We start from the raw sequence: 24,812 nt of genomic DNA, 5'->3' as shown, positions 1-24,812 counted from the left end.
GCCCCCTGGCTCCTGGCTCCTGGCTCCTGGTTCCTGGCTCCTGCGGGGACGATCGCAGGAGCCGCCATGGGAGCGCTCCAATCAATGACAAGTACCGATGTAACCATGTTGCTTCGGTATCGAGAAGAGCCTGTGAAAGCTTGTTTCAGGCGAGGGCGGTAGGGGCTGGCTGTCGTTGACGACGATCTGTTCGGGCCACCCGGACTTCTGCCATGATGTCCGGGCGAAGCGCGCGAATGTGCGCGACGGGGGCGGAGGTATGACCGTGAGATGGGGTCGATGACCGCGGCGGTTGACGTTCGGCAGGTGACGGTCCGGTACGGCTCGACGCTGGTTCTGGACAGCATCGACCTCCGGATCAGCGAGGGTGCCGCCGTCGCACTGGTCGGCGAGAACGGGTCCGGAAAGTCCACCCTGCTGCGCTGCGTCACCGGCCTACAGGAGCCAACCGCCGGTGACATCTCCGTCTTCGCGGCGGCTCCGGGCCGCGGGGCGGACTTCTGGCGACAGGTCGCCACCACAGTGGAGTCGCCGAGCTGGTATCAGGGACTGACCGTGCGGGAGCATCTCGACCTGGTCCGGGTCGTCAACGGCGGCGACCCCGACGATGGACACATCGCCGAGCTCTGTGTCACCCTCGGCCTGACCGGGCTCTCCGACAGCCTGCCCAGCACCCTCTCCTCCGGGCAGCGGCAGCGCTTCCTGCTCGCCGCGACCCTTGTGCGGCCCAGCCGACTCCTCGTCCTCGACGAGCCCGAGCAGCGCCTCGACACCCGGATCAAGGGTGCCGTCGCCGCGTACCTGCGGTCGTACGTGGCGACCGGCGGTACGCTCGTCATGGCCAGCCACGATGACGGGTTCCGGGTCAGCGTCGGCGCCGGGGAGTTCGTGCTCATCCGTCCGGGGGCGGAGTGACCCCGGTCGCGGCCCCGGTCCGGCCGGCGTCCCCAGCCACGGTTGATGCCCGGCGCTGGGTGCGCCGTCGCCGGATCGCCGCCGAGGGCCGCGCCGACGTCGGTACCGTCTACACGGTCGCCCTCGCTGTGCTGATGGCCATCGTGTTGGTCCGGCAGCCGGTGGCGCGGGCGGTCTGGCCGCCGGAGGCGCCCGGCGATCCGGCGGTGACCCCGTTCATCGGAGCGGTGGCTGCCCTCGCCGCCTTCTTCGTCGTGCTGCGCCAACTCGGCCCGCTCTCGGTCAGCCGCAGCGATGCGACCTGGCTACTGCCCGCCCCGGTGCCGCGACGCACCCTGCTTGCACCGGCGCTCGCCCTCACCACCACTGCCGCGCTCGTCGTCGGTGCCGTCATCGGTGTCGCGGTTACCGGGCACATCGCGGCCCGCCCGACCGGGCTCCTGGTCCTGGGGGCCGGTGGCGCCACCGGCGCGGCTGCCGCGGTCTTCGTGGCGTTGCTCGCCATCGCCGGCCAGCATCGGCCCTCCGTCACCCGCTTCGCCGACGGTGCCGGAATCGCCGTCGGTGCGGGTAGCCTCGTCGTGGCCGCGGCCCTGAGCGCCCACGGCGAGCACCGCCTGCCCTTCCCGCCCGTGCCACCCGTGGCGGTACTCGCCGCCGGTGTCGCCGCCCTGGCCACGGGGCTGATCCTGGTCGGATTGACCTGGCGGGAGCTGGAGAGCTGGCCCGCCGCGCCGATCGCCGAAGCGTCGATCAACGCGGGCGCGTACGCCGATGTCGTCTACGCGGTCGAACCCTCCTACCTGACCGAGATGAGTGCCCGCCGCTTCTGGCGCAGCCGCACCCGGATCCGGACGACGCGGCTGCTGCGAACCGGCTGGCTGTCTCCGCTCATCGCCCAGGATCTGATCATTCTGCGTCGGAAGGCGCCGCGGCTCTGGTGGTCGGTTGGCGCGGCAGCTGTCCCGGTCTACCTCGCCGAGGGGCCGGCCTGGCTCCTGATCGGCGTGGTCCTGATCGGCGCGCTGGGCGCTGCCGGCTTCACCGGGGAGTCGACGCACAGCGACGCCGCGAACCCGGCGATGCTGCGGCTGCTCGGTGTCACCGGCCGTCGAGTGACCGCCGCGCGCCTCGTGGTCCCCGCCGTCATCGCCGGTGGATGGCTCGCGATCACCCTGGCCGTGTTGCAGGGCCTCGGGTCGCTCACCGGGCCCTGGTGGGTGCTCGGTCTGCTGGCTGGGCCGGCAGTGGCGGTCGGTGCCTACCAGCGGGCGAAGGCGAGTGCCGCCGCGCTCGGCACGATTCTGATCGATACGCCGCTCGGAGCGTTTCCGGCCGGAATGCTGCTCTGGCTGCTCAATGGGATTGACGTTCTCGCCGTGCTGACCCTGCCGGTCTCGGTCGGGCTGGTGATGCTGCCAGCGCCGGAGGTGCTCGGTTGGCCCTGGCTGCTCGCGCAGGTGGTCAGCTCGGCGCTGGGGTGTGCGCTGCTGGTGCGTTTCTCCGCCCGCGCCACCCACTTGTTCTGACAAACAACTACCGACTACTAAAATTGCTTCCAATTACCTGAAACGGGCGTATTGCAACGTTCCCGAGTCTTGCCGCGTAACCGAGTCTTGCCGCGTAACCGATGGCGTTTGCATTCCTGGTCCGATTTCCGCGGGCGATCGGATGACCTGGTGGGCGACGATCGGTCAATCCGGATGAACCGATTAGGGCGGTATAGTTTCCGGCTAACTTGTGGCTGTCTTCCCGTGGAGAGTGTTGATGGAAGAATCCGAGGACCCGCGCCCCTACCACGTCGTGGTGAACGACGAGGAGCAGTACTCGATCTGGCCGGACGGGTCGGAGATTCCGGCCGGGTGGCGCACGGTGGGCTTCAGTGGCGATCGCGCCAGCTGCCTCGCCCACATCGAGGAGGTTTGGACTGATTTGCGCCCACGTGGGCTGCGGGAGTGGCTGGCAGCCCAGGGCTGACAACGCCACACCCGGTCACCGTCGCGGGCGCACCCGGCAACCAGGTGCGCCCGCGGTCGCTTTCCCCGGCCCGTGGCCGTTTTCCCCGGCCCGTGGCCGTTTTCCCCGGCCCGCGGCCGCTTTTCTCGGCCCGCGGCCGGCCTTCCTCGGCCCGTGGCCCACTTTCCTCGGCCCGTGGCCACTTTTTTCGGCGGAGAGTCTCGTGCGACCGGGCGCCGGGAGGTGGTTCCCATTGTCCCGAAAATATCCGGATCGCCCGCCAACTATCGGCTGACCGTTGAGCGGCTCAGATCAGACTTGTCGGTTGGTTGACAGGTCTCGAATATTACTCGTATTTTCTTTCCATCTCCGGCACATCAGTTCCGCTCACCGCGGCGGTGAGGCCGGCGGAATTGTCATTCTCGTTCCATTGTTCGGTAGCTGTCTTTCGGTGTTGCGGACGCGAAGGAGTGCACAGTGCGGGCAGGGCCCCTCGACACCGCTAACGACCCGGACCCGACACCCACCACCGCAGTCGGCGTCACCGTGCCGGACCTTGTGGCCGCCGCAGCGCGGCGGCAGCCGGACGCGGTCGCGGTGGCCGGTGGTGACGGGGACACGCTCACCTACCGTGAGCTGACTGAGCGGGCCGATGCCCTGGCCCACCGGCTCGTCGCCTGGGGTATCCGTCCGGACGAGCCGGTGGCGGTGGCCCTACCCCGCTCGGTGGAGCTCGTCGTCACCCTGCTCGCCGTACTCAAGGCCGGCGGTGCGTATCTGCCTCTTGACCCGGCCGACCCGCCAGCGCGGATCCGGCAGTTACTCGCCGTTGCGGGGGACCCACCGGTGCTGGCCACCGACGAGCTGTCCGGTGCCCGGCGGCTGTTCCGCCTGGACGAGCCCGGCCCCGCCGCGACGACCGGCGTCGCGCCGCGGCGACTTCACCCCGACGGCCTCGCCTACGTCAACTTCACCTCCGGATCCACCGGCGCGCCGAAGGGGGTCGCCGTTGCCCACTCCGCCGTGGTTCGCCTGGTCCACCAGCCCGGCTACCTGCGCCTGGGGCCCACCGAGACAGTTCTTCAACTCGCTCCGGTCGCCTTCGACGCGGCGACCCTGGAGATCTGGGGTGCACTTTCCACCGGGGCCCGGCTTGTGCTGGCCCCACCCGGTGTGCTGGAACTCGCCGAGCTGGCACGGCTGCTCCGCCGTGAACGGATCACAGTCCTCTGGCTGACCGCCGGGCTCTTTCACCAACTGGTGGAGTTCGATCCGGACTGCCTCACCGGGGTTGGGCAGCTTCTCGCGGGCGGGGACGTGCTCGCCCCGGAAGCGGTCCGCCAGGCACTGCGAGCGCGTGACGGGGCAGTCCTGATCAACGGGTACGGGCCGACCGAGAACACCACCTTCACCTGCGTGTACCCGATGACCGACCCGGAGGCCGTGCCCGACCCGGTGCCGATCGGCCGGCCGGTGCCCCGGAGCAGCGTGTACGTTCTCGATCCGGCGGGACAGCAGGTGCCCGTCGGGGTTGCCGGAGAGCTGTACACCGGCGGTGCCGGGGTCGCCCGGGGATACCTCGGTCGCCCGGGGGCCACGGCGGCGGCGTTCCTGCCTGACCCGTTCGACCCCCGCCCGGGGTCCCGGATGTACCGCACCGGGGACCGAGTCCGCTGGCGGCCGGACGGAAACCTCGACTTCCTCGGCCGAATCGACGACCAGGTGAAGATCCGTGGGTTCCGGGTCGAGCCGGGCGAGGTCGCGGCGGCGCTGCGGGCTCACCCCGCCGTTGCGGATGCCGCTGTCGTGGTTGACGGGGAGGGGGAACGGCGCCGGTTGCTGGCGTACCTGACGCCCCGTCCCGGTGCGTCGGCCCCGACCTCCCGGGAACTGGCCGAGTACGCGGCAGACCGGCTCCCGGCCCACCTCCGACCGGGGGCCTACCTGGTCCTTCCCAGTCTGCCACTGACCCCCAGCGGCAAGATCGACCGGCGGGCGCTGCCCCGACCGGAGCCACCCGCGGCTCGGCTCGGCACCGAGGTGACCGATCCGGTCCAGGTGCGCCTGGCGGCCCTCTGGACCGAGCTACTCGGCAGCAGCCCCTCCACCCCAGACGACGACTTCTTCGCGCTGGGCGGGAACTCCCTGCTCGTCACCCGGCTGACCTTCGTCGTCGCCGACCGGTTCGGGGTGGACCTGCCGGTACGCATCGTCTACGAACACCCAACCCTCGCCGGGCTGGCCGGCGTCCTCGGCGAGCACGCCGGCGCACAACCGGCCAACACCGGAGGGGTCACCCCTCGAGTAGCACCAGCAGTGCACGGCGAAGCTGCGCCTCGTCGACGTCGCCACCCGCACCTCGTCCACCGACCGGCGGATGGACCGACGGCGACGTGGTCAGGCGAGGGTACGAGCACCGAAACCGCTATTCTGCCGGCATCGCTCAGCCAGCGCCGATTGTGGATGCTCGATCAGCTGGCTCCGGGGGCGGCGACCTACCACATCGCCTGGGCAGTCGAGCTGACCGGCCGGCTCGACGTGGCCGCGTTGGAGTCGACGCTGAGCTGGCTGGTTGATCGGCATGAAACCCTCCGGACCCACTTCACCTCGGTCGACGGGGAACCAGCCCAGCTGGTCGTGACCGCCGCGCCGGTCCAGCTGTCGGTCGTGGACGCCGACTCCGACGATGCCGGTCGGGAACTGGTGGACGCGGCAGCCCGGGAGCCCTTCGACCTGGCGACCGGCCCGTTGGCCCGGTTCGGGCTCGTCCGACAGAGCAGCGAGAAGCACGTTCTCACCATCGTGGTGCACCACAGTCTGGCCGACGGCTGGTCGTTCGGGATCCTCTTCCGCGAGCTGGCTGCCGGATACGCGGCGGCGGTCGCCGGCGCCCACCCTGACCTGCCCGCACCTGAGGTGCAGTACGCGGACTTCGCGGTCTGGCAGCGGGAGCAGGCCGACCGCGGCGCCTTCGAGGCCGACGTCGACTTCTGGCACGCGGAGTTGGCCGGCGCCCCGACCCTCCTCGACCTCCCCGCCGACCGGCCTGGTCCAGCTGAGCAGTCCGACGCCGGCGGTGAGGTGGTCTTCGACGTCCCCGACGAGTTGACCGCGCGGCTGCGGGCGAGCCGGGACGGCACCCTGTTCACCCGGCTCCTGGCCGGATTCCAGACCCTCCTGCATCGGCTCACCGGGGCCGACGACCTGCTGGTAGCGGTCCCGGTGGCCGGGCGCACCCGGCCGGAGACTCGGAACGTGGTGGGCTTTTTCGCCAACACCCTCGCCCTGCGGGCCCGCTTCGCCGACCGGTCCGACTTCACCGATGTCCTCGCCCAGGCCCGGGCCTCGACCATCGCCGCACAGACCCGGCAGGACGTGCCCTTCGACCGGATCGTCGACCGACTCACCCCGACCCGCAGCCTCGCCCACAGCCCTCTGGTGCAGGTGATGTTCGCCCTCGACGAGCCGCCGCCGGAGGCCACGTCGGCTGGGCTGCGGATCGCCCCCCGGCTCTGGGAGAACGGCACGGTCAAGTTCGACCTCACCCTCACCGTGGAGGACCGCCCCGAAGGGCTGCGCGGTCGCCTCACCTACCGCACCGATCGCTACGAGGTGAACCGGATTCGCCGCATCGCGCAGCGGTATCTCACCCTGCTCGCCGCTGCGCTCGACCGGCCCGGCACCCCCGTCCGCGAGCTACCCCTGCTCGACCCGGCCGAACGGGCGCAGATTCTGCGGGACGGCAACGACACCGAACTGCCTCTGCCCGACGTGACCGGTGTCGGTGAACTACTCGACCGGTTCCCACCGGCCGACCCGGACGCGGTCGCGGTCACCGGCCCGGACGGCACCCTGCGCCACCGGGATCTCGCCACTCGCGTCAATCGCCTCGCCCATCTGCTCCGCGCCCACGGCGTCGGCCCGGATGTCCCGGTCGGGCTCTGCCTTGGTCGGCACACCGACCTGGTGGCCGCGCTCCTCGCCGTCTGGCGGGCCGGCGGTGGGTACCTGCCGCTCGACCAGAACCTGCCCGTCGGTCGGCTGGCCACCATGCTGGCCGACGCGGCCCCGCCGGTGCTGCTCACCGACCCCGCCGGGATGTCCCTCATCGGCGATGCCATCGCCGTTTCCGGCACCACCCCGGTGGTGCTTCGTGTTGACCAGCTCGACTCGGACCTGCCGACCGACCCGCCACCGGTCGTCGGCCACCTGGACAGCCTCGCCTACCTGCTCTACACCTCCGGCTCCACCGGTGCACCCAAGGGCGTCGCGGTCACCCACCGAGCGGTAATCAACCTTCTGGTCGGCTGCCACCGGCTGTTCGAGCTCACCGCCGACGACCGGGTCGCGGCGATCACCACCCCGGCCTTCGACATCTCCCTGGTTGAGCTGGTGCTGCCGCTATTGGCGGGAGCGCGCGTCGAGGTCCTTGAGGCGGCGACTGCTCAAGATGCCATCCTGTTGCGGGCCGCCTGCGTGCAGCGGGGTGTGACCGTCCTCCAGGCCACCCCCGCGACCTGGGGGATGCTGGTCACCGCAGCCGGCGTACCAGCCGGGGTGCGGTTGCGGATCAGCGGCGGCGAGGCGCTGGCCCGCGACCTGGCCGACGCGTTGCGCGCCGACGGTGCCCGGGTCATCAACGGGTACGGACCGTCGGAGACCACGGTCTACTCCTCGGCCGGGCTGGTGGGGGAAAGCGGCCCGGTAGACCTGGGGTATCCCCTCGCCAACACCCGGATCCTGCTGCTCGACGCCGCCGGCCAGCCAGTCCCGGACGGTGTGGTCGGAGAGATTCACATCGGCGGCACCGGAGTGGCGCGCGGTTACCACGGGGACCCGGGCCGTACCGCGGCGCGGTTTCGCCCCGACCCGTTCAGCCCGACCCCCGGCGGGCGGCTCTACGCCACCGGCGACCTGGCCCGCCGGCTCCCGGACGGGCGTCTCGTCTACCACGGCCGTGCCGACCAGCAGGTCAAGGTGCGGGGCTTCCGGATCGAGCTCGGCGAGATCGAGTCAGCGCTGCGCGACCAGCCCGGCATCCGGGACGCCGTGGTGACCACCTGGGGCGCGGACGCCGACGTCCGGCTCGCCGCGTACGCGGTCACCGAACCCGCCGCCGTCGACCCGGCCTCGATCTGGCCGGCGCTCCGCGCTGGTCTGGCCCGGCGGCTGCCGGGGCACATGGTGCCGGCCACTCTGGTCGTGCTCGACGCGCTGCCCCGTACCGCGAGCGGCAAACTGGACCGGCGGGCGCTAGCCGAGCCGACCTGGCGTGAGACCACCGGTAGCGGCCCGACCGCCCCCCGTACCCCCGCCGAGGCGCAGCTCATCACGCTCTGGCAGGACGTACTCGGCCGTACCGAGGTCGGCGTGCACGACAACTTTTTCGCCCTCGGTGGACACTCCCTCACCGCGACCCGGCTGATCGCCCGTATCCGCACCGTCTTCGGCGTCGAGCTGGCGCTACGTAGCCTCTTCGCCGCGCCCACCGTCGCCGAACTCGCGGTCCAGGTCGCCGCCGCGGACTCCCACGGCAAACCGCATCGGATCGGTCCTGCCGAAACCAACCCAAACCACCTGCTCGCCTCGCTCGACGACCTCTCCGACCGTGAGGTCGACGAGCTCCTGGACAGTCTGATCGCCGAGGAGGGCGTATGAATAGGCGCAGAGAACGTGTGGTCGTCGTCGGGGCCGGTCTGGCCGGTTCACTCGTCGCGCTGTACCTCGCTCGTCAAGGCCACGAGGTGGATGTCTTCGAGCGACGTCCGGACCCCCGTTCCGCGCTGGGCCGCCCGGAGGGCCGGTCGATCAACCTGGGGCTCTCCGCCCGGGGCATGCGGGCGCTGGACGGGGTGGGGCTCCTCGCCGACGTACTCAAGCACAGCGTGCCGATGCGCGATCGGGTGGTGCACTCGCCGGACGGCGGAATACGCACCCAGCCGTACGGGGTGCGCGAGCACGAGATTCTCCACTCGGTGCTCCGGGAGGAGCTGATCTCACTGGTCGTGACCGCTGCCGAAGCCGAGCCGGGGGTGCGGTTCCACTTCGACAGCCTCCTGGCCAGCCTGGATCGGGAGACCGGCACCGTGGATGTCGCGCCTACCGCCGGTGGCGAGACGAGAACGGTCACCGCGGACCTGATCGTCGGTGCTGACGGGGCCTTCTCCACCATTCGGCAACAGATGCAGCACGGGCTCCGCGCCAACTACGCCCAAGAGTTCCTCCCCTGGGGATACAAGGAGCTGACCATTCCGGTCGATGCCGACGGCCAGCCCCGGGTCCGACTGGAGGCGCTGCACGTCTGGCCCGGTCACGAGGCGATGATGATCGCTCACCCCAACCGGGACGGCTCGCTGACCTGCACGCTCTTCATGGCGCACGAGGGCCCGGTGAGCTTCGCCGCCCTCGACACCCCGACGGCGGTACGGGACTTCTTCCGCCAGCGTTTTCCCGACGCGGAGGAGCTGATGCCCGACCTGGTCCGGGAAGTCACTGAGCACCCGGTCGGGCACCTGGTCACCGTTCGTTCCGACCCCTGGCGGTACGCGGACCGGGTGGTGCTGATCGGTGATGCCGCACATGCCGTCTACCCGTTCTACGGCCAGGGCATGAACTCGGCTTTCGAGGACTGCGTGGTCCTCGACGAATGCCTCACCGCCCACCCCGACCGAGCCACCGCGCTGGCCGCGTACGAGGCGGCCCGGAAGCCGCACACCGACGTGCTCGCCGACCTGTCCACCGCCAACTTCGAGGACCTGCGAGATCGGGTGCACCGGCTCGGGTACAGCGCCTCCGCTGCCGCCGACCGACTGCTCGCCCGGTTGTTACCGCAACATTGGGTGCCGCTGTACGGGATGGTCGCGCACACCACCATCCCGTACGCCGACGCGCTGGCCCGCGCCAAGCGTCAGGACCGTATCCTGCGCCAGGCCGGCGCCGGGCTCGCTCTGGTCACCGTTCTTGCCGCCACCGCCGCGCTACGCGCCGGCCGTCGTCGTCGCGCGAACCGGCGGTGAGGGCGTGTTGACGCATCCGTTCATCCCCGAACAGATCCTGCTCACTGAGCCCGACCTTCATTCCGACCCGCTGCACCCGCTGTTGGTCGGGGTGGTCGACCAGGTGCGGACCGTGGTCGCCTGGGCCCGAGAGTATCTTTGTGAACCCCATCCGGAGCTGGGCCGCAAGGGCCCGGTCTGTCCGTACGCCCAGGGCTCCCTGGACCGGGACACCTTCTACCTCGCCGTGCACCGTGGGGACACCGTCAACGAGGCCGAGCTGGACGAGGTGCTCGCGGTGTACCGGGACTGGTTCCACCGCCTGGAACCGATCACCGGGCCGTCCGCCCAGTTCAAGACGATCTTGCTGACGCTTCCTGATCTGCCCGGCGAACGTGCCCGGCAGATCGTGGACCGGACGCAGCTGCGGCTCAAACCGAGCTACACCGACCAGGGGTTGATGCTCGGTGAGTTCCACGACGGACCGCCGGCCAAGGGCGGCCTGTGGAACACGGATTTCCGACCGCTGCGTAGCCCGGTCCCGATGCTGGTGGTCCGGTACATGGTCGCCAGTGATCTGCCGTTCCTCGCCGACGACCCGGCGACCTTCGCCGGCTACCTGCGGTACTTCGGGAGCCGAGGCCCGACGTCGCTGCGTGGGCAGATCCGGGCGGCTGCCCAACGGCACGGCCTGCCGATTCCCGAAACCAGCGCCGACGTCAGCATCCTGCACCCGAACACGAACCAGGGGGTTCGATGACGACCGCTGACTCCACCACACCCGGCAGCGGCGGCAAGCGTGCCCTGCTGGCCCGCCTTCTCACCGAACGGGCCCAGTCGCCCCGCAGCTATCCGGTCTCCTTCGGCCAACAGCGGCTGTGGTTCCTGGACCGTTTCTCCGGGGGCATCCCGGTCTACAACATCCCGGTCGCCTTCCGGGTGCACGGGCCACTGGACGTCGCAGCGCTGCGTACCGCACTGACCACGCTCGTCAACCGGCATCCGGCGCTGCGCACCACGTTCAGCGAATCCGGCGGCGAACCAGTGCAGGTGGTACGCCCGACCGGCGAGGTGGATCTCACCGAGACCGACCTGACCGGGTTGCCGGCGGAGCGGCGCGAGGCCGAGGCCACCACACTCGTCCGAGCGCACTCCGGGCAACCGTTCGACCTGGCCGGAGGCCCGTTGCTGCGGGTAACAGTGATCCGGACCGACACGGATCGGTACCACGTGGCGTTCTGCGTGCACCACATCGTCTCCGATGCCTGGTCGATCGGGGTGCTCTTCAAGGAGTTGGCGACCGCGTACCCGGCTGCGCTGGCGGGTGCCCCGGCCCACCTGCCCGACCTGCCCACGCAGTACGCCGACTTCTCCATCTGGCAGCGGGACCGGCTCGCCGGTGACGCGCTGCGTCGACAGCTCGACCACTGGGTTTCGCACCTGCGGGGGGCACCGGCCCTGCTCAGCCTTCCCACCGATCGGCCCCGCCCGGCCAACCGCTCGTATCGGGGCGCCTGCCACTACGTCACCGTCCCGGCGGCGGCCGTTCGACGTGTCGAGGAGTTCAACCAGGACGCCGGGGTCACCATGTTCATGACCCTGCTCGCCGTGTACCAGGCGGTGTTGTCCCGACACAGCGGGCAGGACGACATCGTGATCGGCGCCCCTGTTGCCGGCCGGGAGCATCCCGACCTGGAGCGGCTGGTCGGCTTCTTCGTCAACACACTTGCCCTGCGGGTGTCGTCCGCTGGCTCCCCATCGTTGCGGCAACTCGTCAACCGGGTACGGGAGGTCACCCTCGTCGGTCTCGGCAACGCCGAGGTGCCGTTCGAGAAGGTGGTTGAGGAACTGCAGCCGGAGCGCAGTCTGGCCCACGCACCGATCTTCCAGGCCCAGCTGATCCTGCAGAACGCACCGCAGAACGCCCTTCGTCTCGCCGGCTGCACGGCCACCTCCCTGCAGGTCGACAGCGGCACCGCCAAGTTCGACCTCACCCTCGCCGGTGAGCTGACCGCCGAGGGTGCCCTGCGGTTGGCCTTCGAGTACGACACCGAACTGTTCGACGCCGGCACGGTCGACCGGTTGGCCCGGCATCTGTGCACCCTGCTGGACGCGGCGGTCGCCGAGCCGGATCGCCCGCTGACGCGGCTTCCGCTGCTCAGTGGAGTGGAGCGGTGGCGTGCCGTGGTCGAGTGGAATCAGACCGACCGGGGCACGTTGCCGGTCGGCACCATCCTGGACCTGCTACCCACTGAACCCTCGGAGTCCGGCGCCCCGCCTGCCGTCACCGGTCCGGACGGGCACCTGGACCGAGCCGGTCTGCACCGGCGGGCCGGACAGATCGCCCGGCGGCTAGTCGCCGCCGGTGTCGCCCCGGACACCCCGGTCGGCATCTGCCTGGATCGCGGGGTCGACATGGTCGCCGCGGTGCTCGGCGTATGGCGGGCCGGGGCCGGTTACCTACCGCTCGACCCCACCCTGCCCCCCGAGCGGCTGCGCCACCTGCTCGTCGACTCCGGCACCCGGGTCGTGCTGACCCATCAGGCGGTTGCCGCGCGGCTCGGGCCGGTGCTGGCGGGCTCGGTGACGGTGCTGCTCGACGATGCCACCGACGCCGCCGGCCCAGATGAGCCACTTCCGGCGGTCCCGGCGCATCCGGACGGACTGGCATACCTGATCTACACCTCGGGTTCGACCGGTCAACCGAAAGGGGTGGCGGTCCCACACCGCAGTGTGACCAACCTCGTTGCCTCCTTCCACGACGACCTGGACCTGACGTCCGAGGACCGGTTCGCCGCGGTCACCACCCTGTCGTTCGACATCTCGGTGTTGGAACTGCTGGTGCCGCTGCTGCTGGACATCCCGCTGCTGGTCGTGGGTGCCGACGAGGTCGGCGACGGGCCGGCCCTGCGTCGTCGGCTCACCGAAGCGGGGATCACCGCCATGCAGGCCACGCCGGCGACCTGGCGACTGCTGCTGGCATCCGGCGGCGTACCGCCGACGCTGCGGCTGCGCCTCTGCGGCGGTGAGGCGCTACCCCGGGACCTTGCCGACGCCCTGCAGGCCGACGGCGTAACCCTGTGGAACTGTTATGGGCCCACCGAGACCACCGTCTGGTCCGCGGCGGCCCCCGTGGCGCCTGCCCCGGCCGCGGTGGACCTCGGTTCGCCGATCGCCAACACCCGGATCTACCTGCTCGACGAGGCATACCAGCCAGTGCCGGTGGGCGTGGTGGGAGAAATCCACATCGGCGGCTCGGGTGTGGTCCGTGGATACCACGGCCGACCCGGCCTGACCGCCGGTCGGTTCGTCCCCGACCCGTTCGCCGACGAGCCCGGCGCCCGGCTCTACGCCACTGGTGACCTGGCCCGGCAGCGCGCTGACGGCCGGCTGGAGTTCCTCGGCCGCACCGACCATCAGGTCAAGGTGCGCGGGTTCCGGATCGAGTTGGGCGAGATCGAAACCCTGCTACGGGGCCACGATCTGGTCGCGGACGCGGTGGTCGGCACCTGGGTCGGCGGGGACGGCGACACCCGCCTGGTGGCGTACGCCGTGCCGGCGTCCGGCGTTGACCCGGACGCCCTCGCCGGTCAGGTCCGTCCCCACCTGTCCGGCCGACTGCCGGAGTACATGCTTCCCGCGGCCCTGGTGCCGATGACCGCGTTGCCTCTCAACGGCAACGGCAAGGTCGACCGGAACGCCCTGCCCACCCCGAGGTGGACCGACCCGCGGGCGGAGCTGGTCGCCCCCCGCGACCCCCTCGAGCAGCTACTCGCCGGGATCTGGCAGGAGGTTCTGCACGTCGAGAGGATCGGTGTGCTCGACGACTTCTTCCGCCTCGGTGGGCATTCACTACTCGGCGCGCAGGCGTTGAGCCGGATCGGCGCCGTGCTGGAGACGGAGGTACCGATCCGAATCCTCTTCGAGGCACCGACGATCGACGCGATGGCCCGCGCGTTGCGCTCCATGGAGGAGGTGGCCGGCCAGACCGACGCCGTCGCCGCCCTTCGGATGGAGGTGGCCGACCTCTCCGACGACGAACTACGGGCCATGCTGGGCGGTCAGGAGTGAGCGCCTCCGAGCCCGACCGCGAACGGCTGATCCGGGAACTGATGGCCCGCCGGGGACTGGCCCGCCGGGCACAGCCGGCCGGGATTCCCCACCGGGTCCCGGGTGCCCGGGTGCCACTCTCCCCGATGCAGGAGGGCATGTGGTTTCTCGACCAACTCCAGCCAGGAAGCGCGGCGTACGTGCTCAGCCAGGCGGTTCAGGTCACCGGTCGGTTGGACCTCGTCGCGCTGCAATCCGCGCTCGACGAGGTCGTCGCCGCGCACGACGCCCTCCGGACCAGGTTCGTGCAGCGGGAAGGGGAGGTGGAGCAGGTCGTCCTGCCCGCCACTGACCCGGCTGCCCGGTGTCAGCTCGTCGTGGAGGACCTGACCACCGTGGCGCCCGCCGCCCGCGAAGCCGCCGCGGCCGCTGTCGCCAGCCGGGAGAGTGATACGCCGTTCGACCTGGGCCGGGCGCCCCTGCTGCGGGTCAGGGTGGGTCGGTTGGACCGTGACGAGCACCTGTTGGTGGTCGTCCTGCATCACATCATCGCCGACGAGCGGTCCCTCGCCATCGTGCTCAACGGGCTACTCGACGGTCACCACCGCCGGCTCACCGGGACGGTCGGCGCCACCACGTCGCCGGGCACGCACTTCCCCGACCACGTGCTCTGGCAGCGGGACTGGTTGGCCAGCGCTGCCGCCGACCGAGCGCGGAACTTCTGGGCAGGCCGGCTGGCTGATTGTTCCGGCGTGCTCGACCTGCCGACCGACCGACCGCGCCCCGCCGCCCTGACCTTCGCCGGCAGCACCCACGACTTCGGTTTCGCCGACGACCTGATCGCGGCGCTCGACGGCTTGGCGCAGCGAACCGGCTGCACCCGCTTCATGATTCTGCTCGCCGGTCTCCAGGTGCTGTTGGCCCGCCTCGCCGGCACCGACGACGTCTGCGTCGCCGCCCCGGTGACGTTGCGCGCCGATCCCGAACAGCAACAGATGGTCGGCCTGCTCGTCAACAGCCTGCCGCTGCGCACCGACCTGTCCGGCGACCCGACGCTGGCCGAGGCGTTGGCCCGGGTCCGGCGTACCTGTGTGGAGTCCATGGCCCACGCCGATCTGCCCTTCGAGCGGATCGTCGAGACCGTGCGGCTGCCCCGCGACCCGAGCCGTAACCCACTCTTCCAGGTGATGCTGGTCCTGAACCAGGCCGGTGCCGCCGGCCCTCGGGCGGGTCTCGCCGTTCGCCCGGTGCCGGTGCTGCGGGAGACGGCCCGACTGGACCTCACCGTGGCGGTGTACGAGTCCCCGGCCGGCCTCAGCGCCGTACTCGACTACAACACCGACCTCTTCGACCAGGCGACCATCGACCGGTTCGTCGACCGGTTCCGGTCCGTGCTGTGGGCGTTGGCCACCCGCACGCACCGACGTCTCTCCGCGCTGGAACTGGTCGGACCCGCCGAACGACGCGACCTGACCACCTGGAACACCACCGACCGGGCGTACCCGGATGGGTTGGGGCTGCACGAACTGGTCAGTGCGCGGGCAGCGGCTGACCCGGACGCGCCGGCCCTGCTGGACATCAGCCCGGGGGAGCCGGACCGGCCGGCCCTGACCTACGGCCGGCTGGACGCGGACGCCGACCGGCTCGCCGTCCACCTGCGCCGCTGCGGGGTCCGCCCTGACCAGCCGGTGGGGGTCGCGTTGGCCGCCGGCCGCGCCGCCGTCACCGGCATCCTGGCGATTCTCAAGGCCGGCGCCGGCTATCTTCCGGTGGACCCCAGCCACCCCCCGGCCCGGCTTCGTGCCCTGCTCACCGCCGCCGGTGCCACGGTCTGCCTGGCCGATGCCGAGCTCGCCGCCGCCCTGGCCGCCGGGCCGGACACGCTCGACGACGACCAGCCGTACGTCGGTACCGTGCTCGTTGTTGGCCCGGATGGCCAACCGGTCGACACCGGCCCGGTCGGAGAGCCCTCACCTGTTGCTCTCCGACCGGTCCACCCGGACCAACTCGCCTACGTCATCCACACCTCCGGCTCCACCGGCACGCCGAAGGGGGTGATGGTCAGCCACCGCACCGCCGTGAACCTTGCCCGGGCCTTCGTCGACCTGCACCGCATCGGTCCTGGCGACCGGCTGCTCATGCTGCCCCCGCTGAGCTTCGACGCCTCCGTCGGTGACCTCTTCCCGGCCCTGGTCAGCGGGGCCATGATCGTGGTGCACCGGCAGCCGGCCGCGATCACCGGAGCGGGCCTGATCGAGCTCTGCCAGGCACACGGCCTCACTCTGGTCGACACCGCCGCGCCACTCTGGGCCCGCTGGGTCGCCGACCTCGCCGCGCGGCCCGGTACGGTCGACGTCACGCCGCTGCGCGCCATGATGGTCGGAGGGGAGCCGGTCGATCTGGAGACGGTTCGCCGCTGGGCGGGACTCACCGCCGGCCGGGTGACCCTGCACAACCACTATGGCCCGACCGAGGCGACCGTCTGTGCGACGACCTACGCCACCGTGGACGCCGCCGAACTGCCCGGTCTGACCCGGCTGCCGATCGGCCGGCCGGTGCCCAACGTTCAGGTGTACGTCCTCGATTCTGACCTGCGGCCGGTGCCGATCGGGCTCGCGGGCGAGGTCTGGGTCGGCGGCACTGCCCCCGCCCGCGGATACCTCGACAATCCCGGTGAAACTGCGGACCGCTTCGTCCCGAACCCGTATGGCCCTGCCGGGTCGCGGCTCTACCGCACCGGCGACCGCGCCCGACACCGTGCCGACGGCAGCCTCGAATTCCTCGGCCGGACCGACCAGCAGGTCAAGATCCGGGGCCATCGGATCGAGATCGGCGAGGTCGAGGCGGCCTGTGCCGCCCTGCCCGGGGTCGGCCGTGCCGCCGTGGTTGTTGACCACGCCCCGGCCGGTCCCCGGCTCGTCGCCTATCTGGTCGGGGACGACGCCACCCCGGTCGGCCCGGAGGCGCGGAGCGCGCTACGCCGCCGGCTGCCGGAGTACCTCGTCCCCACCGCCGTCGTCCGGGTGCCCGATCTGCCCACCAACCGGCACGGCAAGCTCGACCTGGCCGCCCTGCCCCGCCCGGAGGACGTCGACCGGCCGGCGCACGAGCCACCGACCACCCCGACCGAGAAGACGCTCGCCGGCATCTGGGCCGAGCTGCTCGACACCAACCCGGTGGGCCGGCACGACAACTTCTTCGACCTCGGCGGACACTCACTGCTCGCGGCGAGTCTGGCGACCCGGATCCGGGCCGCGCTCGGGGTGGAGCTGCCACTGCGGGCACTCTTCTCCACCGCCGACCTCGCCGGCCTCGCCGCCGTTCTCGACGGCGCCGGGCCCACCCGGGACGGCGACGTCGACCTGCTTCGCGCCGAGGCCCGACTCCCCGCCGACCTGGCCGTGCCGCCGGGGAGGTTGGCTGCGCCGGCACGGGCGGTGCTGTGCACCGGGGCGACCGGCTTCCTCGGCGCGTACCTGCTCGCCGACTGGCTCGCCCACAGCACCGCCACCATGCACTGCCTGGTCCGGGCGGAGACGCCGGCCGCCGCGCTCGACCGGGTCCGCGCCAACCTGCGTCGGTACGGCCTCTGGCGGCCGGAGTACGCCGCCCGTCTGATCGGCGTCCCCGGCGACCTTGGCGCACCCCGACTCGGCCTCAGTGACGGGGACTTCGCCGAGTTGGGCGAACGGCTGGACGCGGTCGTGCACAACGGCGGTGTGGTCAACTTCGTCGCCCCGTACTCGGCGTTGCGCCCGGCAAACGTCGGCGGCACTCTGGAGGTACTCCGGCTGGCCAGCACCGGCCGCCCCAGCGCGGTGCACCTCGTCTCCACCCTCGGGGTCTTCGTCACCCCGTCGCACAGCGGCACCCTGGTGCGCGAGGGCGACGTCCCGGCCGACTGCGACGGGCTCCCCGACGGCTACAACGCCAGCAAGTGGGTGGCCGACACGTTGGTTCGGGCCGCCCGGGATCGGGGGCTGCCGGTCAGCGTGCACCGGCCGGCACGGATCACCGGAGACGCCGGCAGCGGCCTCGGCAACACCGACGACTTCTTCAGCCGACTGCTGAAGACCTGCGTGCAACTCGGCGCCGTACCGGAGATCGACGATCCCGCCGACCTCGCGCCGGTCGACTACGTCGGTGCCGGCATCGGGCACCTGACCCGGGCGGGCGCGACGACGGACCATCACTACTACAACAACCAGACCATGTCGTACGCCGCCCTGGCCGACGCGCTGGCCAGCTTCGGCTACCCGGTGACGTCGGTGCCGTACCCGCGCTGGCGGGCGGCGTTGTTGGACCGTCCGGACGCCGCACTGGCCCGGCTCGCCCCACTCTTCGATGTGGAGACCCCAGTTCGGACGCAGCCTGACTTCGACTGCACCGGCACCGAGGCGACGCTCGCGGCGGCCGGGATCACCTGCCCGCCGGCCGACGAGCGGCTGCTGCACACCTACCTGTCGGCCTTCGTGGCCGCCGGCTTCCTCGACCCACCGCCCGGGAGCGTCCATGGCTGAGCGCACGGTGCCCACTGCCCGGTGGGCCGCGATCTGGCTCGGCCAACTCGTCTCTCTGGTCGGGTCGAGTCTTACCGCGTTCGTCCTCGGCGTCTGGGTCTATCAGCGCACCGGTTCGGTCACCCAGTTCTCGCTGATCTTTATTGCCGCCACCCTGCCGGCGGTCCTGTTCGCGCCGTTCGCCGGGGCGCTTGCCGACCGTCGGGACCGCCGTGGCCTGATGCTGGTCGCCGACACCGTGGCCGCCGCCGGCACGGCGGCGCTCGCCGCGCTGGTCGTCGCCGACGCTCTCCAGGTCTGGCACATCTACCTGGGGACCGCGGTGACCGCCACCGCGTCCACCGTGCATCAGGTCGCCTACCAGGCGATGACCCCGGCGCTGGTCGGCAAGCGACATCTGGGCCGGTTCAACGGGCTGATGCAGGTCTCCCGGGCGGTACAGATCGCCGCGCCACTGATCGCCGGGGTGCTCGTGGTAACCGTCGGGATCGGCGGGGTGATGGCGATCGACCTGGGTACGTTCGTGGTCGCGGCGTCGACTCTGCTGCTGGTCCGGCTGCCCGCCGAGGTGACCCGCCCGGCCGGATCCGGTCCCGCCGAGACGGTGCTGCGGGGAGCCGCCGCCGGCTGGCGGTATCTGCGGCAACGTCGGGGCCTGCTCCAGCTCGTGGTCGTCTTCGGCGCCTACAACTTCCTCTTCGGCATCGCCGGGGTCCTGGTGCAGCCACTGATCCTCTCGTTCGCCACGGCGGACACCCTCGGTCTGCTGATGTCCGCGGGGGGTGCCGGTCTCTTCGCCGGCAGCCTGGTGATGGGGGTGTGGGGCGGGCCAACCCGCCGCGTCACGGCTGTCTGCGGTGGGCTTGCGGTCGGGGGAGTTGCTCTCACGCTGCACGCGGCGGCTCCGTCCGCCTTGCTGATCGGGGTGGTGGCCCCGCTCTTCCTCTTCACCCTGCCGATCGTGAACAGCTCCACCATGACCCTGATCCAGACCAAGACCGAGCCCTCTGTGCTGGGCCGGGTGCTCGCCACCACCCGGGTGATCGGTGACGCCAGTGTGCCGCTGGCGTACGTGCTGGCCGGGCCGATCGCCGACGGCCTCTTCGAGCCGCTGCTGCGCCCGGAGGGTGGGCTCGCCGACTCGGTCGGCCGGGTGATCGGCACCGGAGAGGGCCGCGGCGTCGCGCTGCTCTTCGCGGTTACCGGAGTGGCGATGGTGTTCCTTGCCGCGCTCGCCTGGACCCGACCGGTGCTGCGCGGTGCCGACGATCTCCCCGACGGGATCCCCGACGACACCCCGAGCTCCGAGACCGCCTCCGCCGACCACCAACCCGCCACGTGAAGGAGCCCCTGCCATGCCGGTGCCGTTGAGCCCGGAGGAGGCGCAGCAGTTCCACGCCTCCGACGCCGCCCCAGCCGCGTTTCTCGACCTGCTTGACGCGGTCTCCTTCCGCAGCGCTGGCGCCGCGCTTCGGCTGGGAGTCTTCGAGGAACTGGCCGGCGGCCCGCTCCCGGTCGAGCAGCTCGCCGCCCGTACCGGCACTGACCCGCTCGGCCTGCGGATCCTTCTCGACGCGTTGACCAGCTTCGGCTATCTGGTTCGCGCTGACGATCGGTACGCCAACAGCGCCAACACGAGCCGCTGGCTCCTGCGGGCCGTCCCGGACAGTTTCGCGCCGGTGCTCGCCTTCTGGTCGGCGCTGCTCACCGGTTGGTGGCACGATCTGGAGTCGTCCATTCGCTCCGGCACTCCGACCGGTGACTTCTACGCGTGGCTGGAGAGGCGACCGGAGGTCCTGGCGGACTTTCAGACCATGCTGCGTCGGCTCGCCGACGGGCTCCGTGCGGAGATCGTCGAACTGCTGCCGGTGCCGGCCGACGCGGGTAGCCTGCTTGACGTCGGTGGCGGACATGCGAGCTATCCGGTGGCCTTCCTCACCGCACACCCGCAACTACGGGCCACCGTGGTGGACCTCGATGGTGCGCTTGCCCAGGGGGCGGAGACCATCGCCGCCGCCGGCCTGACCGACCGGTGCACGCTTCGCGCCGGTGACCTCTTCGAGGCCGACTTTGGTACCGGTCACGATCTGGCGTTGCTGTTCAATATCGTGCACGGCTACCAGGCGGCCGAGACGCTGACCCTGCTGCGTCGGGTCGCCGCCGCACTGCGCCCCGGCGGCCGGGTGGCCCTGCTCGAACCGCTCGCCGCGGCACCGGAGCAACCGGCGACCGGTCCGGGTGAGGCCTTCGTCCGGATGTTCAGTCTGAACCTCTTCCACACCCAGGGGGGCCGGGCCTACGGCCACGACGAACTCGTCGGGCTGCTGCACGAGGCCGGCTTCACCGACGTACGGCAGCAGGTGCTCGCTGGCTCGGAGACTGACCATCTGGTGACCGCGCGGTTGGCGTGCTCGTCACCGTCCTGACCCCGCCGCCGGTTCTCGGACCGTCGATGCCGCCTCGCCGACGGCCGCCGCGGTCGGCCGGTCGCCGGCGGGGGCGGAGGGGGAGAAGTCCGGCTGATTAGGGTTACTCCCGATCCGACCAGCCGGACTCCCCACCGGTCAGCGATCGTCGAACGTGCGATCGATGTAGACGAGCGCGTCGCCGACGGGCCGCTCCTCGTTGCCGCTCGGCTGGTTGACCAGGGAGCCTTCGACCGACATTGTGGTTGATCCACCGCCATCCAGATTGACCGCGTCGTGCATGCCGAGTGCGGCGGCGACCGAGGCGGTCTCGGTCATGGTGGTGCCAACGCTGGTGGTCTGCCGGCCATCGATGGTCACGAGCACAATCTTGCCGTCGAGGGTGGTTCCGGCGATGGTGCGCGGGTGGCGATCGAAGAAGCTGTCCGAGCCGGATGGCGCGACGATCTGCCCGTCCTTCACCAGCCGGTAGCGGCCGTTCACGGCGAACGTCCCGGGGCGCAGCGGAATCTTCTTACCCGCCTCGTCCTGCAGGGAGCTGGAGTGCTTCACGCAGCCCTGCGCCACGGCGAGCAGATCCGCCGCTTCCCGCCCGGTCGCCTGTAGGGAGGTCTGGTCCTGGGCGAGAGTCGTACCGCGGGTGGTCGTGGTCCGGACCACACAGCCCTTGCTGTCGAGGACGACCTCGACGCCCGGCCCGGACGGCGTGCTGGCGGCGAACTCCGGCGTGAATCGCACCGTGTCGCCGGAGTCGGCGCACTGGGTCGGGTCTGGAAGATCAGTGCAGGGGTCCGGGACAACCGGCGGGTGGTTGATGTACTCCAGTGGAAGGCTGATCTTGGTCTGGGCGTTTCGGACGCTACCGGTCCACCGCAACTGGCCCATGAGCACCTTGTGGTTCTTGGCATCGAGGACCAGGTCTGCCTCCGCGGCGTCACCGGTGGGCTCGCTGAGGAGCCGCCCGCCGTATATCCCCAGGCCAACAGGGTCGCCGGGGTACTCGGCGCTGGCGGTGAAGGTGAAGAAGGAGGCGTTGACCCCGACCAGCGCGTCAGCCTCGCGGACGAGGTCGGTGGTCTTTTCGACTCCGGCCAGGTCCGGTCCGTAGGTGGCGGCGAGGTGCCCCTTGCTCTGCGTGGGGTCGATCGTCAGGACATTGACCACCCAAGGGCCACGGGGAGTGTCGCCGATCTGATCGATCGGTGCGGGCTCGGTGCCGCGGACGATCCGGGTCAGCGTGACGCCCTGGGCGAGCGTCTCGCTGCTGCGAGTCTCCACCAGGTCGGAGTCGCCGAGGGGCAGGGTTGCCTCGTTCGCCGACACCGGCATGGGGGTGGCGGTAAATCCAAGCAGGGCAGCTCCGAGCAGCGCTGTCACCACAGTGGTCGTGCGGCGTCGCGGCTGCTTACACCGGTTCCTGTTCGTCGTCACCCCTAATTTTGTACAGCTCCGGACAAATGCCTTGGATCAATGGTCCAAAAGGTGCACTAACGGGCAGTTAGCGGTTGGTGAATCCGTCGGGGCGACGGTGTCGGCCGGGCACGGCTTGACTAATCGGAGTATGTCGATGAGGCTTGAGAGCGCTCTCACGCATCGTCACCACCACCACCACCCGTCCGGGAGCCCCGTCATGCCGACAGCTCGCCTGATCTCCCACCGTTCGCGCTACCGCCTCGCGCTAGCGTTTGCGGTCCCACTCATCCTGCTCGCCACCGTCCTGACGCTTCCCGCCCAGCGGACCCAGGCCGCAGCCGTCCTGCTGTCCACGGGAAAGCCGACCACCGCCTCCTCGGTCGAACTAGCGGACACCCCCGCCACCGCCGCCACCGACGGCGACCCGGACACCCGATGGTCGAGCGATTTCAGCGATCCGCAGTGGCTCCAGGTCGACCTGGGCGTCACCGCCACGATCAGCCAGGTAACCCTGCGGTGGGAGGCCGCCAACGCGAGTGCCTTCCAGATCCAGGTCTCCGCAAGCCCTTCCGGCCCCTGGCAGACGGTCTACCAGACGGCCACCGGGACGGGCGGCACCCAGAACCTCACGGTCAGCGGCACCGGGCGGTACGTCCGGCTCTACGGCACCGACCGGGGCTACTCCCTGTGGGAGTTCGAGGTCTACGGCACCAGCGGCTCCACCTGCACGGGTAATGCGGCACTCGGTCGGGGGGCGACGGCCTCCTCGGTCGAGATCTCCACCACCCCGGCCGCGGCGGCCGTGGACGGTAACACCGCCACCCGCTGGTCGAGCGCCTTCGCCGATCCGCAGTGGATTCGGGTCGATCTCGGTGCGGTCCGAACCATCTGCCAGGTCGTCCTGGAGTGGGAGGCGGCCTCCGCGCGAGCGTTCGAGATCCAGACCGCCGACAACCCCAACGGGCCGTGGACCACCCACTACGCCACCACGACCGGCGCCGGTGGTGTGCAGACGCTCGATGTCTCCGGCACGGGACGGTACGTGCGGATGTACGGCACGGCCCGCAACACCCCGTACGGCTACTCGCTGTGGGAGTTCGTCGTGCGTACGGCGGAGTCGGATCCGCCGCCGAGCGACGACTTCTGGGGTGACACCAGTACGATCCCGCCTGCCCAGAACGTCCTCACGGTCAAGATCTTGAACCGTACCAACGGACGGTACCCCGACAGCCAGGTGTACTGGAGCTTCGGCGGTCAGACTCGCTCCATCGCCGAACAGCCCTACATCGACATGCCGGCGAACTCGGCTGGCCGAATGTACTTCTACCTTGGCTCACCGACCAGCCAGTACCGTGACTTCGTCGAGTTCACCGTCGCCGCGGACCGCTTCAACGGCAACACCACCCGGGTGGACGCGTTCGGGCTCAAACTGGCGATGCGGCTCCGCGCCGGTGGCGGATACGACAACGCGGTCGGGGAGACCGAAGCGATCTTCGCCGAGGACCGCGACACGACGTTCCAGCGGTTCTCGGCGGCGATGCCGGCCGAGTTCAAGCACCTCGCCACGATCGAGGCGCCGTATCGCGTGCCGTCCCCCGGCAACACGCCCCAGTTCCGCTCGGGCGGTCAATACGCCGACTACCTGAGCGGGTACGCGTCGTCGGTTGGGATCCCCGCCTCCACCGCTCAGATCTTCGGGTGCTCCGGACCGCTGGCAAGTGACCCGGACGGTTGTGCCGCGCTGAACCGGCACGTCGCCCACCTGTCCCGAGCGCAGTGGGAGGACCCGAACCTCTTCTACCAGCAGGCACCGGCGAACTACTACGCGGAGTTCTGGCACGAGCAGTCCATCGACGGCCTCTCCTATGGCTTCCCCTACGACGATGTCGCGGACCAGTCCTCGTTTGTCTCCGCGGGCGACCCGGAGTGGTTGATCGTCGCGGTGGGGTGGTAGCCAAGCCAGGTCAGCGCGACGATCGCGCGGTCCACATCGTGGCGCAGGAGACACAGCCGGGCCACGAGGGCGGCCGGTGAGTAGCCTTCGGTGTCGTCCACGGCCTCCCACCACCTGGGTGGGGGGTCGCTGGGCGGGCCGGCACGGCCGCGCGACTGGACCGCACGGTGGCGGTGGTCCCGGTTCGCGATGCGGTCGTATTCGGCGGTGAGCACTCCACCGGTGCGCAGCGCCTCGTCGCAGCGGGTCCAGAAGGGCCGTTCCGGGTGCTGGCGGCCGGTCTCGGTGTTCGCCACGGAGCTGCGTCCGTACTGGACGAGCCGAGCGAGACCGTGCTGGGTCTGCCCGGCGGCGCGGCGCAGCTCGGCGAGGCGACGGCCGAGGGCGTGGCGGGCGGTCCTGGTGTCGTCGGTGTCGCGCATCGCTGCCACCCCCGGGTCGCGGTCACGATGAGCGAACACCGTAGCTGCCGGCGGTGACACTTCTGCCCGGTGTCGTCGACGCGTTCGGGTGATGTCGGAATCGGTGTCGCGGCTACCGACAATGTCGGCGCGCGGTGCTGCGGGCGCGTCCTCGCTGCCGG

The 24,812-nt window shown here is 70.8% G+C and carries 13 protein-coding genes; 11 read left to right on the top strand and 2 right to left on the bottom strand.

Going from position 1 to position 24,812, the window contains the following annotated elements; genetic code table 11:
* The first annotated feature begins 279 nt into the window (after positions 1-279).
* The 10 genes from STROP_RS22320 to STROP_RS22275 all read left to right on the top strand — a co-directional run bounded on the left by STROP_RS22320 (position 280) and on the right by STROP_RS22275 (position 20,862).
* A complete protein-coding gene (locus STROP_RS22320) occupies positions 280-915 on the top strand; it encodes an ABC transporter ATP-binding protein (protein ID WP_018829672.1) in 636 nt (211 codons plus the stop codon).
* Positions 912-2,444: a DUF6297 family protein gene (locus STROP_RS22315; RefSeq protein ID WP_012015614.1), complete on the top strand. Its 1,533-nt coding sequence runs from the start codon at positions 912-914 to the stop codon at positions 2,442-2,444. The genes STROP_RS22320 and STROP_RS22315 overlap by 4 nt, the downstream gene beginning before the upstream one ends.
* 238 nt (positions 2,445-2,682) lie before the next feature.
* A complete protein-coding gene (locus tag STROP_RS22310; RefSeq protein WP_012015613.1) occupies positions 2,683-2,892 on the top strand; it encodes an MbtH family protein in 210 nt (69 codons plus the stop codon).
* 456 nt (positions 2,893-3,348) lie between these two features.
* Positions 3,349-8,529: a non-ribosomal peptide synthetase gene (locus tag STROP_RS22305; protein ID WP_012015612.1), complete on the top strand. Its 5,181-nt coding sequence runs from the start codon at positions 3,349-3,351 to the stop codon at positions 8,527-8,529.
* On the top strand, positions 8,526-9,887 hold the full coding sequence (locus STROP_RS22300; protein WP_012015611.1) for an FAD-dependent oxidoreductase: 1,362 nt from the start codon (positions 8,526-8,528) through the stop codon (positions 9,885-9,887). Before STROP_RS22305 ends, STROP_RS22300 begins: the two co-directional genes overlap by 4 nt.
* 4 nt (positions 9,888-9,891) lie before the next feature.
* Positions 9,892-10,626, top strand: a complete 735-nt coding sequence (locus STROP_RS22295; protein ID WP_012015610.1) for a DUF6875 domain-containing protein — start codon at positions 9,892-9,894, stop codon at positions 10,624-10,626.
* Positions 10,623-13,937, top strand: a complete 3,315-nt coding sequence (locus STROP_RS22290) for a non-ribosomal peptide synthetase (RefSeq protein WP_012015609.1) — start codon at positions 10,623-10,625, stop codon at positions 13,935-13,937. Before STROP_RS22295 ends, STROP_RS22290 begins: the two co-directional genes overlap by 4 nt.
* Positions 13,934-18,436, top strand: a complete 4,503-nt coding sequence (locus tag STROP_RS22285; protein WP_043535535.1) for a non-ribosomal peptide synthetase — start codon at positions 13,934-13,936, stop codon at positions 18,434-18,436. Before STROP_RS22290 ends, STROP_RS22285 begins: the two co-directional genes overlap by 4 nt.
* The gene (locus STROP_RS22280; RefSeq protein WP_012015607.1) at positions 18,429-19,778 is read left to right on the top strand and encodes an MFS transporter; all 1,350 of its coding nucleotides are present in this window, start codon (positions 18,429-18,431) and stop codon (positions 19,776-19,778) included. Before STROP_RS22285 ends, STROP_RS22280 begins: the two co-directional genes overlap by 8 nt.
* 13 nt (positions 19,779-19,791) lie before the next feature.
* The gene (locus STROP_RS22275; protein WP_012015606.1) at positions 19,792-20,862 is read left to right on the top strand and encodes a methyltransferase; all 1,071 of its coding nucleotides are present in this window, start codon (positions 19,792-19,794) and stop codon (positions 20,860-20,862) included.
* A gap of 138 nt (positions 20,863-21,000) precedes the next feature.
* On the opposite strand, the gene STROP_RS22270 is transcribed toward STROP_RS22275, so the two are convergent.
* Entirely contained in the window at positions 21,001-22,242 is a 1,242-nt protein-coding gene (locus STROP_RS22270; protein ID WP_043535533.1) for a phosphodiester glycosidase family protein, read from the bottom strand.
* A gap of 250 nt (positions 22,243-22,492) precedes the next feature.
* Here STROP_RS22270 and STROP_RS22265 point away from each other — a divergent pair, with 250 nt between their 5' ends.
* Positions 22,493-24,229, top strand: a complete 1,737-nt coding sequence (locus STROP_RS22265) for a galactose-binding domain-containing protein (RefSeq protein WP_012015604.1) — start codon at positions 22,493-22,495, stop codon at positions 24,227-24,229.
* Here the strand turns inward: STROP_RS22265 and STROP_RS22260 are convergent.
* Positions 24,151-24,651, bottom strand: a complete 501-nt coding sequence (locus STROP_RS22260) for a helix-turn-helix domain-containing protein (protein ID WP_012015603.1) — start codon at positions 24,649-24,651, stop codon at positions 24,151-24,153. The two genes, STROP_RS22265 and STROP_RS22260, sit on opposite strands and share 79 nt — an antisense overlap.
* Positions 24,652-24,812: the final 161 nt, after the last annotated feature.

The organism is Salinispora tropica CNB-440 (genome assembly GCF_000016425.1).
Taxonomy (GTDB): domain Bacteria; phylum Actinomycetota; class Actinomycetes; order Mycobacteriales; family Micromonosporaceae; genus Micromonospora; species Micromonospora tropica.
Note: the sequence above shows the minus strand (reverse complement) of the source record. Positions and strands in the feature narration are given on the sequence as shown.

Bases quoted from the DNA above. Each gene is read 5' to 3' on its own strand.
- STROP_RS22320 (WP_018829672.1), top strand. From the start codon at position 280: ATGACCGCGGCGGTTGACGTTCGGCAGGTGACGGTCCGGTACGGCTCG.
- STROP_RS22310 (WP_012015613.1), top strand. From the start codon at position 2,683: ATGGAAGAATCCGAGGACCCGCGCCCCTACCACGTCGTGGTGAACGAC.
- STROP_RS22300 (WP_012015611.1), top strand. From the start codon at position 8,526: ATGAATAGGCGCAGAGAACGTGTGGTCGTCGTCGGGGCCGGTCTGGCC.
- STROP_RS22290 (WP_012015609.1), top strand. From the start codon at position 10,623: ATGACGACCGCTGACTCCACCACACCCGGCAGCGGCGGCAAGCGTGCC.
- STROP_RS22280 (WP_012015607.1), top strand. From the start codon at position 18,429: ATGGCTGAGCGCACGGTGCCCACTGCCCGGTGGGCCGCGATCTGGCTC.
- STROP_RS22275 (WP_012015606.1), top strand. From the start codon at position 19,792: ATGCCGGTGCCGTTGAGCCCGGAGGAGGCGCAGCAGTTCCACGCCTCC.
- STROP_RS22265 (WP_012015604.1), top strand. From the start codon at position 22,493: ATGCCGACAGCTCGCCTGATCTCCCACCGTTCGCGCTACCGCCTCGCG.
- STROP_RS22260 (WP_012015603.1), bottom strand. From the start codon at position 24,651: ATGCGCGACACCGACGACACCAGGACCGCCCGCCACGCCCTCGGCCGT.